The 13,148-nt window shown below is 37.7% G+C and carries 14 protein-coding genes; 6 read left to right on the top strand and 8 right to left on the bottom strand.

Features of this window, described 5'->3' with window-relative positions; genetic code table 11:
• Window positions 1–16 precede the first annotated feature (16 nt).
• The 8 genes from ACWITO_RS04180 to ACWITO_RS04145 all read right to left on the bottom strand — a co-directional run bounded on the left by ACWITO_RS04180 (window position 17) and on the right by ACWITO_RS04145 (window position 4,384).
• Complete coding sequence (locus ACWITO_RS04180) at window positions 17–412, bottom strand: DUF4870 domain-containing protein (protein WP_448528756.1); 396 nt, start codon at window positions 410–412, stop codon at window positions 17–19.
• A 94-nt stretch (window positions 413–506) separates the two neighbouring features.
• Complete coding sequence (locus ACWITO_RS04175) at window positions 507–830, bottom strand: hypothetical protein (protein WP_448528755.1); 324 nt, start codon at window positions 828–830, stop codon at window positions 507–509.
• Window positions 831–835: 5 nt separating this feature from the next.
• Entirely contained in the window at window positions 836–967 is a 132-nt protein-coding gene (locus tag ACWITO_RS04170; RefSeq protein ID WP_448528754.1) for a hypothetical protein, read from the bottom strand.
• A 105-nt stretch (window positions 968–1,072) separates the two neighbouring features.
• The gene (locus ACWITO_RS04165; protein WP_448528753.1) at window positions 1,073–1,585 is read right to left on the bottom strand and encodes a glycine-rich domain-containing protein; all 513 of its coding nucleotides are present in this window, start codon (window positions 1,583–1,585) and stop codon (window positions 1,073–1,075) included.
• Window positions 1,586–1,624: 39 nt separating this feature from the next.
• Window positions 1,625–2,242, bottom strand: a complete 618-nt coding sequence (locus ACWITO_RS04160; protein ID WP_448528752.1) for a TauD/TfdA family dioxygenase — start codon at window positions 2,240–2,242, stop codon at window positions 1,625–1,627.
• A 229-nt stretch (window positions 2,243–2,471) separates the two neighbouring features.
• A complete protein-coding gene (locus ACWITO_RS04155) occupies window positions 2,472–3,725 on the bottom strand; it encodes a B12-binding domain-containing radical SAM protein (protein WP_448528751.1) in 1,254 nt (417 codons plus the stop codon).
• A complete protein-coding gene (locus ACWITO_RS04150) occupies window positions 3,697–4,038 on the bottom strand; it encodes a hypothetical protein (protein ID WP_448528750.1) in 342 nt (113 codons plus the stop codon). The genes ACWITO_RS04155 and ACWITO_RS04150 overlap by 29 nt, the downstream gene beginning before the upstream one ends.
• Before the next feature lie 13 nt (window positions 4,039–4,051).
• Window positions 4,052–4,384 (bottom strand): hypothetical protein, encoded by a 333-nt coding sequence (locus ACWITO_RS04145; RefSeq protein ID WP_448528749.1) that lies wholly within the window; start codon window positions 4,382–4,384, stop codon window positions 4,052–4,054.
• Between the two features lie 125 nt (window positions 4,385–4,509).
• Here ACWITO_RS04145 and ACWITO_RS04140 point away from each other — a divergent pair, with 125 nt between their 5' ends.
• The 6 genes from ACWITO_RS04140 to ACWITO_RS04115 all read left to right on the top strand — a co-directional run bounded on the left by ACWITO_RS04140 (window position 4,510) and on the right by ACWITO_RS04115 (window position 13,148).
• Window positions 4,510–6,684, top strand: a complete 2,175-nt coding sequence (locus tag ACWITO_RS04140) for a hypothetical protein (protein ID WP_448528748.1) — start codon at window positions 4,510–4,512, stop codon at window positions 6,682–6,684.
• 34 nt (window positions 6,685–6,718) lie between these two features.
• A complete protein-coding gene (locus tag ACWITO_RS04135; protein WP_448528747.1) occupies window positions 6,719–8,605 on the top strand; it encodes an ABC-F family ATP-binding cassette domain-containing protein in 1,887 nt (628 codons plus the stop codon).
• 90 nt (window positions 8,606–8,695) lie between these two features.
• A complete protein-coding gene (locus ACWITO_RS04130; protein ID WP_448528746.1) occupies window positions 8,696–9,541 on the top strand; it encodes a 4-hydroxy-3-methylbut-2-enyl diphosphate reductase in 846 nt (281 codons plus the stop codon).
• Window positions 9,542–9,668: 127 nt separating this feature from the next.
• Window positions 9,669–10,202: a heme NO-binding domain-containing protein gene (locus ACWITO_RS04125; protein WP_448528745.1), complete on the top strand. Its 534-nt coding sequence runs from the start codon at window positions 9,669–9,671 to the stop codon at window positions 10,200–10,202.
• 13 nt (window positions 10,203–10,215) lie between these two features.
• On the top strand, window positions 10,216–10,692 hold the full coding sequence (locus tag ACWITO_RS04120) for a beta-carotene hydroxylase (RefSeq protein ID WP_448528744.1): 477 nt from the start codon (window positions 10,216–10,218) through the stop codon (window positions 10,690–10,692).
• Window positions 10,693–10,937: 245 nt separating this feature from the next.
• Entirely contained in the window at window positions 10,938–13,148 is a 2,211-nt protein-coding gene (locus ACWITO_RS04115; protein ID WP_448528743.1) for a TonB-dependent receptor plug domain-containing protein, read from the top strand.

The raw sequence follows: 13,148 nt of genomic DNA, 5'->3' as shown, positions 1-13,148 counted from the left end.
AGCTTTTTCATAATTTTTATGAATTTTGGGTAGAAAGAAATTCTATTGAAAAGGGATATTTCCATACTTTTTCTTTTAACTCTTTTGCTTGTATAGCTCCAATAATAGGAAGCAGTAAGCTCATAAGCCCCAATATGATTAGGAAGGGAATACCAATTGCAAAAAGAGCCATAAATGCAGATACGAAGTAATAAATCAATGAACTTAAAAACCAGTTTATTATTACTTTTCCGTGCTTATCGATAAGTGGATGCTTATCCTTATTCATTGCCCACATCATAATAGGTGCGGCGATACCAAACAAAGGAATGATAAAAGCCAAATACTGACTGAGGTGCAATAACAACAAATAATTTCCCAATTTCATTCCCCAGTAAGAGGTATTTGGGGATTCATATTGATTGATGTTCATAATTTTGGATTTTTGTTGATTACCAATCGTATCATAGCAAAGCTAAAAAGCTGTTTTGAAAAATTTACTTCAAACCTTGTAGCAAGGCTAAAATTTACTGAATGGCTACTTCTAAAATGAGTTTTCTTTCCAAATTCCTCATATTTTTCTCTCCAAGAAATTGTAAAATCTTTTTTTCAGACTTGGGAGAAAGTAGTTTGGTGGCAGGAAAAGAATCATTTATTCCGAAAAGCCGGGCAACACTATTGGCTTCCCAATCCATTAGCTCTGCAATTTTCTGACAATGCTTGTACTCTAATTTTTGAAAGGGAACTTTTTGCAAAATCATTGTGCCAATTTTTTGCTCTTGTTCTTTGATAGAGGCTATTTCTAAAATTTTTGCAAGAAATGCCTCACGCAGAAGTTCACTTGTTAGCATACGTTTTATTTCTTTTTTTGGTTAGGGTTGAGCTGTTTGCCGCGATTGCCTTGTGCTTTGTCGTAGGTGATGTTTGTTCCTTTGGTGCCTTTGTTAGGGTTCTTGATATCGGATTGATGATTGGATTGTTTTTTCATAAATTTTTGTTGTTTTTAGGTGGATAATTTGAGGATATTTGCTTGATTTTTTACTTCATACCTTGCAGTAAAGCTCCCTCTCTTTGTTTAGAGAGGGAGTTATTTTTAATCTTTATCATCGGAACAAGCGTGCCAGCATCGGTCTTCGCAATCGTGCCAACAGTCATTCATTCCTTCTCGGGACATTTCTTCACCAAATGTTTCCAAGTATAGCTGTTTAGTTTTGTAGAAAGCATTTTTGAGATTTTGAGCATCTTGCTCGCCTCGCATACCAAAGTAAGGGAAATGGTGCAGGTAGTGTCCGAAAACTGCCTCACAATCTTTGTGATAAGCCCTTGTGTCTAAAATATGGTAATGCCAGAAAATGTCCATAATTTTGTTGGGCACCATTCCTTTTCCGTATTTTTTGCAAAGATGCAAATAGCGTTTGTATTCAATTTCAGCCATATCGCACTGCTCGGCTGTCCATCCTTCGCCTTCGTCAGGTTCTTGGAGTTTCATTTTTACCATTTCAAGGTCAAGGGCGGCAATAGCAGGGTCTATTCCTTTTTGGTGTATCAGATAGGAAATACGCTCCACACTGATAGGGTCGGGGTAAATTAAAAGAGTGGTTTCCATACATTTTGGAATTTTAAGGTTGAACAAAAGGTTTTATGCTTACTTTTCAGAAAGCCAAAATCGTTTAAGCCATCGGTTTTGGTCTCCTTCAATGGGCGTTCGGGCGTGAAAAACACGATGGTTATCTACTATCAAAATGTCGTTAGGTTGTAGTTTGAGTTTTATGGGTTCTTCCTGCCGAATAAGCTCTTGAAAAGACCTCAAAGCAGGATTTTGTTTATCTTGCTCTCTTACGAGCCAAAAAGAATAGTAAAATCTTGTATTTCCATTGCTATCTACGCTTACCAAAGGATATTTTTCGCAATCATCAGGAAATACTTTATGCTCAAAAAGTTCCACTTTTTGCAATTCACTTTGGTAAGCAGGGCAAAGTTTTTGGTAAATTTTAACGGCATCTATCAAGAGGCTTTCTCCTCCAATACTACATTGTTTGTAGCAATACCAAACAATGAATTTGGCTTTGTGGTGGTCTGTGTGGAAGTCCAAACCTCTTGTAGAAGTAACCAATCCTTTACTATCAGGCTTGGGAGTTACATCAGTAATCTGAATAACCTCGCCCAAAGCAGTAAGTATTTCTTGAAGTGTATTTTCATTTTGTTTGGGTAAGTGTAAAAAGCCTTGCTCATAAAGACCTCTAAGTGGGGCGTTTGCTTGCATAATCTTTTGCTTATTATCTGTTACAAAGGTAGAGTGCTTTTGGCTAATAAAGACATCAACATTTGAAGGGTAAAACTGCGTTTTTGAGCTGTATTCAGACTTTTTTATTCACACTTTGGCTAATCTTTGCAAAAGCCCCTATCCCTAAATCCTTTTCCCAAAAGGAGAAAGGTACTTTTGCTTGCTCGCCGGAATTTTCGCAACTCATTCTTTCTTTGTTGAGTATATTTTAGAACCTAACTTTGGGGTTAAGTTGGCTGGCTATTTCTTTCATTGCCCACCACTCATCTTCGGAGAAGGTATTACTGCTCACTACGGTTGGGATATTGAAATCGCCCAATACTTTTTCAACAAAGCCAAACTCTTCTTTTTGGTCATACAATTTTGTGCCTTTTAGAAGCATCAGCGGGAAAGCGGCAATGTTTTCTACGTTTTTTTGCAAAAGCCAATCAATACCATACTGAAAGCTCTCTAAGGTTTGGTGTGGCAAGCCGTAAATCATACTGATTTCGTAGGAAATGTCTCTTTCGTTTAGTTCTTGTAGGGTGCTTTCAACCACAGATAAGTTGTTGGGGCGTTCTATGGCGTAAAACTCTTTTTCTATTACGGTTTGCAAGCCAAATTCTAAATTGATGTTCATATTTTCGGCTAAATCCAAGAATTTTTTACCCAAAGCATTTTTGAAGTTTTCAAAACGTACCTGAAAAGAAAAGAGTGTATCCATTTGCAGACGAGCGATTTCTTCCAAAATCATCACGGCGTTTTTTCCACCATTAAATATCGGGTCTAATACGTTAACTTTCTGCACATTTTTTTCCTTGAAAAAAGCCAGCTCTGCAAAAATCTTGTCCAATTCGTGTTTATAAACTTTTCCTTTTTCCAAATCTCTATGGGCACAAAACGTACATACATACGGACAGCCCCTTTGGGTTTCCCAACGTATCATTTTCATATTTTGCTCAATCGGGAACTCGACTGTTAAGTATACCGAAGGGATTTGCGAAAAATCAACTTCGCCTTTCAAAATTCTTTTTTCAGCAGGGCGGGGCATTAGAATCGCCTCTAAAAGACTTTTTTCGGCGTAACCTTTAATGTAAATATCGGCATCGGGATACTCTTCAAAGAGTTGTTCGGGTTTGTTGGTGTAAGAAATCTGATAGCCTCCAAGTACAATTTTACCCTGAAAACCACTTCGGCGAATGATTTGCAAGAAATCTTTGATGAAATATTCGTTCCAAATGTAGCAGGAAAGAGCAAGCGTATCGTAGCGATGTAAATCCAATTCTTCCACCAAATCCCATAAAAATTCATTGGAAATGAGGTTTCGGTAATACCACATATTTATGCTTCTGTTTTCGGCTACAAATTCGCTACCGTAGCGGATATCTTGTTTCAAGTAAGCCAAGAGAGAGGCTACCGCCAAAGACTTGGGCAGTTCGCCTTCTCTGATGAGGTCAAACGATATAATAAGGGCTTTTTTCATAGGGATTATCAAGGTTTAGGTAGAAATGAGGTTCTTGTTGAATGATTTTGAAGAATTTCTCAGCACAAACCCAGTAGGTGGTTACGAAAACTTTTCCCTTTCTCACAATTACCAAATAGGGTGTGTGCGGATTATGAGCACAATAAAAAGGTGGTACAACTACGATTTTATCCTCTACTTGAAATTGCTTGTGAAGTTGAAAATGTACATTTAAAGCAAGCTCACGCTCGATTATTTCTACAATGACTTCTGACACTTGCCTTTCTTGGCATCTTTGCCTGAAATGCTCGGTTCTGATGAAATATTTGCCCATAGTGAAAATTTAGTTAAGCGTTGATTTGCCCAAGCAGGTAGCAGATTTGTTCAAAGACAAATTCTATCATTAGCATTTCTAATAACTTTTCGTAGCTTTGATAACCCAAAAATCTGGCGATGGCTTGCTCGTTATGGGGTTGGAGTTGGTGGGTTGGCTTACAAGAGCCGTAGTGATAAAATCGTAAAATGGTGTTTTCGTCTATGCCAATTAAATCAGCAAGTTTTACTAAATCCTTCCTAAAAAATTTTGATTTACCTTGCAGAATTTCAGCAAAACGTTTATCTTGCTGAACTGCTTTCTCCAAAATTTTCTTTTGGATTTTTTCTTTGATTTTAGGGTGCATAGTTTTTGGGTTTAGGGTTTCGCCTAAACCTTTACAAAACCTATGCGGCGTGCCAAAAAAATTTCAACGTATAGAGTATTGAAAGAGGAAATAAACTTTGAAAAACAAAGTAAAAGAATAACACTATGACACAAAACTTTGAAAATCTGTTCGATTTGTGCAAGTTTCTAAAAAATTATGCCTCTATCCTTGGCAATTTGACTGAACTCAGCAATGGCAAGGCAAGCAAACAACAAAAACTATTAGAGCAAATTCGCCAAAGTACAAACCAAAATCAAACCGCTGACGAAGCCTTTGAAGCAATTAGTCAGCAAAAAGATTTTTCCAAAAACTTTTCTGATTTGGTTGATGACACCACCGAAACACTTTTAGAAAAGCTACAAGAAAGTATTTTCTCACTTACAGAACATATTCCCAAAGCACAGATAGAAAAACTCCCCGAAAATTTACAACAAGAACTAAATGCCCAAAAAGCCCTTAAAATGCTCTGGACAGCGGAGTTTCTTTTAGAAGAGAGGCTTTTTCAGTTGGTTGAAAAGCTCTTTAAGCAAATTAAAGCACTTGTACAAGAAAATAAGATTGCTTACCTATATGGCAAAGTATGTGATTTGGAAATGCGGCTTGCCAGTTTCAAAATTGTTCATACCCCACATCTTATCAACTACAAACAGCTAAAATCCGTTTTAAGGGATTTTTTTGAAACAGGCATCTATTTTTATCAAAAAAAGCCTCAAATTGACCTTGTCCGAACCGAAGAGCATTACTTTAAGCAAATCAAGCAAGAATTTGAACGCATTGGTGATAAGGAATATGAGACTTTACAACAAAAACGTAAAGATTTGCTCAATCTGCTTCAAAAAGAAGCCTACGAAGAAGATATTTATCGTAGCTTCAAAGAGTTTGTAAATTCCCGTCTGAAACAAGTTCAAGAAGAAACTGAGTACGAATACTGGAAAAATAGCTCCCAAGATGGCTTTTTCGGCTTTTCATTTTACAATTTGTTATTGATTTTTTTGCAGATAAACGAAAAGGCTCGCCTGCGTATCAAGGCGATTGAAGACCTGATAGATATTTACAAAGAAAAGTATGATAGTTTTACAGCTAATCCGGTTGGGCATTTGTTTAGCCTTACGCTACTGATTAGACATTTTTTTGATACACTTAAAAAAGCGGATTTTGAAGAAAGTCAGCGGATTTTAGAGCTTATCCGTAAAGAAAAACGTTTTTTTCAGTACAACGAAGATTTACTTTACACAAGTTTTGGCTATTTTTTAGAAAATTTGATTTTTGGGTTAGAACATCGCCAAATCAGTGAGCAATGCAAAGCTAATCCCGATTGGTCGGAAGCCGATATTTTAGATTATAGAGCAAAGCAAATCAGCGAAAACTTGAAAATATTTTCACAAAGACATATTTCAAACTTGCTTTGGCGTTTTGAATTGAACAATATCCTGCTCAATTTTCGGCTGTGCATTTATCAGAACAATGAAGAAAATCAGAAAAAATGTTTGGATAGCATTGAGCAACTGTGCCTACAACCCAATTTTGACAAAAGGTATCCCAATTATTGGGTAGATTTGAAACTGATGGCGAGTATATTGCATTATCAGCAAAAAGAATTTACCCAAGTAGAAAAAAACGCCAAAAAGGAAATTGATAATTTCCAAAGACGTACGAGTTACGAACTAAAGCCTTTTCAAGAGGCTCTACGAAATATTCTCCGAAAAAATGAAAATACCCTTTCGAAGGCATATCAGAAGGGCAAAGACAAACTTGCTCAAACCACTCCCGAAGGGCTATTGGAGCAAGCAATGCTCTGGTTCTTTGAAGAAGGCTTGAATGTGGCTAAACGTACGCAGAAAATTACTCAGTTTGCTGAGCCTGTACTGGTTGTAGAAGAAAAGCAAAACCCCATTCTGACAAAAATTGAGCATTATCGGAAAAGTATCTTGCTTTATTGCCAATATCTTGCCTTGCAAGACTGGGAAAATTGGAAGTTGCTTTTTGCCGATTCAGTGCATTTGTACATCAAACTCTACGACCATAGCCCCGACCATATCATCAAAAATCTTCAAAATTTTTTCAAAGACCGCAAAAATATCCATTACTCTGCCCAAATAGAGCACCTACAAGTAAAAGTATATGGCGATTTGGCAATTGTGCCTCTTGTATTTGGCTGGCAACACAACGGACAAGAACCCTACCAAGCAGAAGTAGAAACTTCTTTTTATTTTAATGACCAAGGCAAAATCCGAGTGGTGCAAGAAAATAAGATTCTAAATTCTAAGGGAGTTTTCTAAAATTTCCGAAATTTGCCCCTCAAATGCCAATGCTATGCTTACGATTCATAACCTTTCTTTTGCTTTTGGGGGACGGGTACTCTACGAAAATGCCTCTTTGCAAATAAAGCCCAAAGATAGAATTGGGCTAATTGGCTTAAATGGCACAGGGAAATCTACCCTACTGCGTCTGATTGTAGGCGAATACCAGCCTGAAAGTGGCACCATAAGCCGTAGTAAAGATTGTACCATTGGCTTTTTGAACCAAGATTTACTTTCATACCAAAGCCAAGAACCTATTCTGAAAGTTGCAATGCAGGCTTTTGAAAGACAAAATTTTCTGCAAGAGCAAATTCAGAAAGTTCTTTCGGAAATGGAAACCAATTATAGTGAGCCTCTTTTACATAAATTAAGTGCTTTGCAAGAAGAGTTTGCAATGCTTGACGGCTACAACCTACAATCGCAAGCAGAAAAAGTTTTGGAAGGCTTAGGTTTTCGCACAGAAGATTTACAAAAGCCACTTCAACAATTTTCGGGTGGATGGCGTATGCGTGTAATGCTTGCCAAGCTCCTGCTCCAAAAGCCTGCCTTACTGATGCTCGACGAACCCACCAACCACTTGGACTTACCTTCTATCGAGTGGCTGGAAGAGTATCTTGCCGAGTATGAAGGTGCTATCCTCGTTGTTTCTCACGATAGGGATTTTTTGGATAATACCTGCGAAACTATTGTAGAAGTGGCTCATAAGAAACTTAATGTGTATGTAGGCAACTATTCCGATTATTTAGAGCAAAAAGCCGAAAGAGAAGAAATACAAAAAAATGCCTACGAAAATCAGCAAGCGATGATACGCCAAACAGAGCGTTTTATCAATCGCTTTCGTGCCAAAGCCACCAAGGCTCGCCAAGTGCAGTCTCGGATAAAAATGCTAGAACGCTTGGAACGCATTGAAGAAGTAAAAGATGAAAATGTAAAATTGCATTTTCGTTTTACTTTTTCTCAAAATTCGGGCAGACAAGTGGCAGAGCTGAAGAATCTTTCTAAAAGTTATGGCTCTTTGCAAATTTTCAAAAATACCTCTATTGCCATAGAAAGAGGCGATAAAATTGCCTTTATTGGGGCAAATGGAAAAGGAAAATCTACCCTTCTGCGTATTTTGCAGGGTTCTGAAAGCTACGAAGGAGAAATTAGATGGGGGCATAACGTAAAAAGCACTTATTATGCCCAACATCAAATTGAAGCCCTCTCACTAAATAATGACCTACTTACCGAACTTCGTCAGACAGGCACCACTCGTACCGAAGTTGAGTTAAGAACCATTTTGGGGTGTTTTTTATTTTCAGGCGAGGACGTATTCAAGAAAATTCGCGTGCTTTCGGGTGGGGAAAAATCGCGAGTGGCTCTTGCCAAAACTCTTCTTTCAGATGCTAATTTTCTGCTACTGGACGAGCCTACCAACCACTTGGATATGATTTCGGCAAATATTCTTGCCCAAGCCCTCAAAAATTTTGAAGGAACGTTTGTGGTGGTTTCTCACGATAGAAATTTTATTCGCAAAGTAGCTAATAAAATTTGGTATATTGAAAATGAGCAAATCAAGGAGTTTTTGGGCAGTTTTGATGAGTACGAAATTTGGCAAGAAGAACAATTGCTCAAGAAATCGGAGCAGGGGAATCTCAAAGAACCTACCTCTTATTCCAAAACCAAAAGCACCTCTCAGCCACTTTCCAAAAGCACCCCAAAACAACAAAAGGCTATTGAAAAAATTGAGCAAGAAATTACTATTTTAGAAGCAGAAAAGTCCCGACTTGAAAAGGAACTTGCCAGCCCCGAAATTTATGAGCAAATAGCCTTATTGCAAGAAATTCAAGAAAAATACCAGCAAACCTGCAAAGAACTTGATGAAAAAATGCAAGTATGGGAAAATATGCTTGCAGAATAATTTGAGCAAGTTTTAGGATAAAAAAGTAAATTTTTCCTAAACAATTTTGCCACCTTTTTCGTATATTGAGCAAAGATTTTTTGCTGTGTTATGCTCAACCTTTCCGTAACCATTGATAAACATTCAGGCTTCTGCTTTGGCGTTGTGTATGCTATTGAAATGGCAGAAGAAATTCTTGACCAAGAAGGCAAACTCTATTGCCTTGGCGATATTGTGCATAACGACGAGGAAGTAAAACGCCTCCAAGCCAAAGGCTTGAAAATTATCAATCACGATACACTTAAAGTGCTACGAAATGAAAAGGTGCTTATCAGAGCCCACGGCGAGCCTCCTTCTACCTACCAACTTGCCCTCGATAACAATTTGGAACTTATTGATGCCTCTTGCCCTGTGGTACTTAAATTGCAAAATCGTATCAAGAACTCTTACGATAAAGACGAAAAAATCTATATCTATGGCAAGCACGGACACGCCGAAATTATCGGACTGCTCGGACAAACCCATAACGAAGCCGTTGTGTTTCAAGACATAGCAGAACTAGAACTGGATAAACTCCCTCAAAAAATCACACTTTACAGCCAAACCACTAAAAGTACCGATAAATTTTACCAAATCAAAGAAAAATTAGAAAGTCAAGGCATAGAAGTAGAAGCCAACGACACCATTTGCAGGCAAGTTTCTAACCGCGATACCGAACTGCGAGATTTTGCCAAATTGTTTGATAAGATTATTTTTGTGGCAGGAACAAAATCTTCTAATGGGAAAGTGCTTTACGAAGTTTGCAAGCAAACCAACCCCAATACTTACTTTGTTTCTCGCCCCGAAGAAGTAAAAAAAGAATGGTTCAATGCGGGCGAAAGCGTAGGTATTTGTGGAGCTACTTCTACCCCTATGTGGCTAATGGAACAAGTGAAAGAAGTGATTGAAAAGTTGTAAATGTTTATGAAACAGGAAGTAAGCAAATTAGACGCAAAAATTTACAACTTCTAAACTTTCAATCTTACATCTACAAAACCTTTTGTTCTTTTGAACACAAATAGTTACAAACAAATTTAACAAATGTATGCACGGTACTATTCATTATTGCCTTGAAGAAACCATCATTCAAAAATATGGCAGGGAAAAGTGGCAAGAATGTCTGAAAACCTTTAATTTGCCACCAAATCATTCTTTTATTTCCCAACTCAAAGAAGATATTGATGAAAAATTAACTATTGATTTCATTTTCAAATCTGCTGAAATATTAGGAATTTCCTTGCAACAGCTATTTGATGACTTTGGTATCTATTGGTGTACTGAATACGCCCCTAAATTGTATTCAGGCTTCTATATGGGTGCAAATACCACCAAAGATATGGTACTCAAGCTCACCAAAATTCACGAAATGTTTGGCAAAATACGTGAAACAGCCCTACCACCTCGCTTTGAATACAAAGAACTTGCCCCCAACAAATACGAAGTTGAATATATTTCTCAACGCAAACTCTTTGATTTGTACATATCTCTTGTAAAAGGGTTAGATGTGTATTTCAATAACCAAACCCACATTGAAAAAATTTCTGAAAACAAAGCCATTATGACTTTCAGCCATTACTAAATATATTGTACCTATGGAACTTTTTATCAACCTATTGCTAATGATTGCTACCTTTTTTCTGATGGAAGGAGTAGCCTGGGCGACACACAAGTACGTAATGCACGGCTTTCTTTGGTGTTGGCACGAGTCTCACCACAAACCTCATAAAGGCTTTTTTGAAAAAAATGACCTTTTTGCAGTCGTTTTCAGTATTCCTTCAATTGCAACGATTGTTGCAGGTTTTGAATTTGAAAGTGTAGCTTTTCTCAAATGGATTGGTTTTGGCATCTTGGGCTATGGCATTTTTTACGTACTTTTTCACGATATATTGGTACATAGAAGGGTAAAAATTAAGTTTATTGCCAAAAACCCTTACTTACGCCGAATGATACGAGCCCACAAAATTCATCATAAGCATTTGGGCAAAGAAGGTGCCGAAGCCTTCGGATTTTTATACGCCCCCAAAAAATATGCTCCCAAAGATATACACGAAAAAGTAGAACTGGAATAACAAAGCTGTAATTCGCTTATCCAAAAATCAAATATTTCAGTAAGAAAGGCGATTGCTCCATATAGCAATCGCTTTTTATTTTACAAAAATTTGCTTATCAGTTTTTTACAAAAAAATCATCAAGAAACCTTCATATAAACTTAACGTATAAAAAACTTTTCGTTCATTTTCTTTGGAAGTTTCATTAGAGTTTATTATCTTTTTGCAAGAATTTTTTGAATTAGAACACTAATGTCTAAGCTCTTATGAAAAGTCTGCTACGGATTTGCCTATTCTTGTTGCTGGTGGCTCGGGAAGTTTATGCACAAGAAGATTCTTCCAAAGTAAAACTATTTACAGCTTCTCCTGATGAACTGCTGAAAATTCCTGTCAAGGAAGCACAAGAGGTAAGTATTGCCTCTAACGTTGTGAAAGACATCAACAAACAGCCCGCCTCGGTAACCGTAATAACCAAAGAGCAAATTCGTTTGAGTGGTGCCAGAACTCTCTCCGAAGCCTTAACCCTTTTTGCCCCCGGTTATTTTGCTATTGAAGACCAAGACGATTTAATCGCAGGTTTTAGAGGTTTGGCTCCTGATAATAATTCCAAAGTTCTAATGCTCATCAACGGACAGAACTTGAATACAGAATTTTTCTGGGGTCCGCCCGATGCTATCCTGAATAGCTCCAATTTAGAATATATTGAACGAATTGAAGTTATACGGGGACCTGGCTCTGTTACCTTGGGACAAGGAGCTTTGCTGGGAGTTATCAATATTATTACCAAAGATGGTAAAGACGCTGAAAATGCTGGCTATGAACTTTCAGCCTCAGCAGGATTGAATGACTTTTACAATGGAAGCATAGGTATCAAAATCAACACCAAAGGTATTCGCTCTTATACTTATATTTCAGGGCTTTCTTATCACGGACAAGCTCTTCGTAACGAAGGTTGGGCGGCTCAGCAAGGCAATCAAGGCTTTGCTGGGGGTAAAGTAGCTGATATGGGACACAGATTGAGAAGAAGCCAAAATACTACTATCATCAACAGCACCCAAATCAATGATTTAGTTATCAATATCTTAAAAACAGGGCAACGCCGAGACCTTTACAATTTCTACCGAGACCGAGAGGTGCTTCGTCAAGATTTGCTCTCGCTTACATTGGGCTATAATTTCAAGATTTCAGAAAAAGTAAATAATGTAAGTAGTGTTTCTTTTATCAATGATGACTATGGCTTATATTCACTCACAGGAACTACAATGGGCGGAACAGCCGAACAGCGTTATGGTGCTAAAAGCGTTTTCAATTTAGATATATGGAAGAACAACAAAACTGCTATTGGTATTGAGTATAGGATTTTTGCGATGGGTTTGCCCAATAGAGCTGGCAACAATTATATCGCCAACGTAGTGGGAAGTTTTGACCCCATTACGGCTAACCAAGACCTTACGATGTCTTATAGAGAAAATATTACATTATTGAGTGTTTTTGGTGAAAATTATTTTAGTCCAACGGAAAAATTAGACCTTTTCGCCGCATTTCGTTACGACCAACACCCTTTCTGGGGGCAAAATATCTCTCCTCGTTTAGGGGTAATCTTTACACCGAACAATAATTTTTCTGTACGAGCTTCTTATCAAGCGGGTTTCCGTGGAGCAGTAGGTTTGCATTATTCAGGAGGCTACCGCAGAGATGGCTTCTTGCGTGCCGAAAACTATACGCTTGTTGATGTGGCAGGTATCCCAAATGCTCGCAACATTGACCTCATTGCACCTGAACGCATCAATAATATTGAACTCGCTTTCAGATGGAATATTTTGCCCAAACTATCTCTCAATACCGTAACTTTCTATAATATCGTGCAAAATGTAATTGATGTAGGCGTATTCTACCAAGACCCTGATGATTTTGCAATGGTTAATATTGGCTCCGATATACCCGGCGACTGGAACGGCTATTGGTTTTTCAAAAATACACCAGGTACTTTTTCTCAAATTGGCAATGAAACAGTACTCAATTTTAATCACGAAAAAGTAAATATTACTTTAAGCAATGCATTGGTAAAAGTAATGGAAGCCACTACCGAACAGAAAGATTTAGCTATCAATGCCAATAGTATGTATCTTGCCGCAGACGAAAAAGAACGGTTACGCTACAAGGCATTTCCTGAAAATATTACGCGTTTTAGTGTAGTAGCTTTACCTTTTCAGAATTTTTACACGGGTGTACATATGATTTACTATTCACGTTGGTACTCACCCGCTGGTACAGTGGCACAAGGCGGTTTTGTACTGAATGCAGGAGTAGGTTACAATTTCAATGAAAAAATCTCTTTAGACTTACAGGCAAAAAACCTAACCAACAATACCAATTTGTATCCAATGAATAGCAACGCAGGAGGACCCGATGTTTCTCCTGGCACACCCGGATGGGAAAATACAACTTTCTGGACAACACTTCGCCTAAAATGGTAA

The sequence above is a fragment of the Raineya sp. genome, assembly GCF_053497555.1.
The sequence above is the reverse complement of the archived record's forward strand: the minus strand, read 5'-3'. Positions and strand labels throughout refer to the sequence as shown.

Coding starts and splice junctions, on each gene's coding strand:
- ACWITO_RS04180 (WP_448528756.1), bottom strand. CDS start 412: ATGAACATCAATCAATATGAATCCCCAAATACCTCTTACTGGGGAATG.
- ACWITO_RS04175 (WP_448528755.1), bottom strand. CDS start 830: ATGCTAACAAGTGAACTTCTGCGTGAGGCATTTCTTGCAAAAATTTTA.
- ACWITO_RS04170 (WP_448528754.1), bottom strand. CDS start 967: ATGAAAAAACAATCCAATCATCAATCCGATATCAAGAACCCTAACAAA.
- ACWITO_RS04165 (WP_448528753.1), bottom strand. CDS start 1,585: ATGGAAACCACTCTTTTAATTTACCCCGACCCTATCAGTGTGGAGCGT.
- ACWITO_RS04160 (WP_448528752.1), bottom strand. CDS start 2,242: ATGCAAGCAAACGCCCCACTTAGAGGTCTTTATGAGCAAGGCTTTTTA.
- ACWITO_RS04155 (WP_448528751.1), bottom strand. CDS start 3,725: ATGAAAAAAGCCCTTATTATATCGTTTGACCTCATCAGAGAAGGCGAA.
- ACWITO_RS04150 (WP_448528750.1), bottom strand. CDS start 4,038: ATGGGCAAATATTTCATCAGAACCGAGCATTTCAGGCAAAGATGCCAA.
- ACWITO_RS04145 (WP_448528749.1), bottom strand. CDS start 4,384: ATGCACCCTAAAATCAAAGAAAAAATCCAAAAGAAAATTTTGGAGAAA.
- ACWITO_RS04140 (WP_448528748.1), top strand. CDS start 4,510: ATGACACAAAACTTTGAAAATCTGTTCGATTTGTGCAAGTTTCTAAAA.
- ACWITO_RS04135 (WP_448528747.1), top strand. CDS start 6,719: ATGCTTACGATTCATAACCTTTCTTTTGCTTTTGGGGGACGGGTACTC.
- ACWITO_RS04130 (WP_448528746.1), top strand. CDS start 8,696: ATGCTCAACCTTTCCGTAACCATTGATAAACATTCAGGCTTCTGCTTT.
- ACWITO_RS04125 (WP_448528745.1), top strand. CDS start 9,669: ATGCACGGTACTATTCATTATTGCCTTGAAGAAACCATCATTCAAAAA.
- ACWITO_RS04120 (WP_448528744.1), top strand. CDS start 10,216: ATGGAACTTTTTATCAACCTATTGCTAATGATTGCTACCTTTTTTCTG.
- ACWITO_RS04115 (WP_448528743.1), top strand. CDS start 10,938: ATGAAAAGTCTGCTACGGATTTGCCTATTCTTGTTGCTGGTGGCTCGG.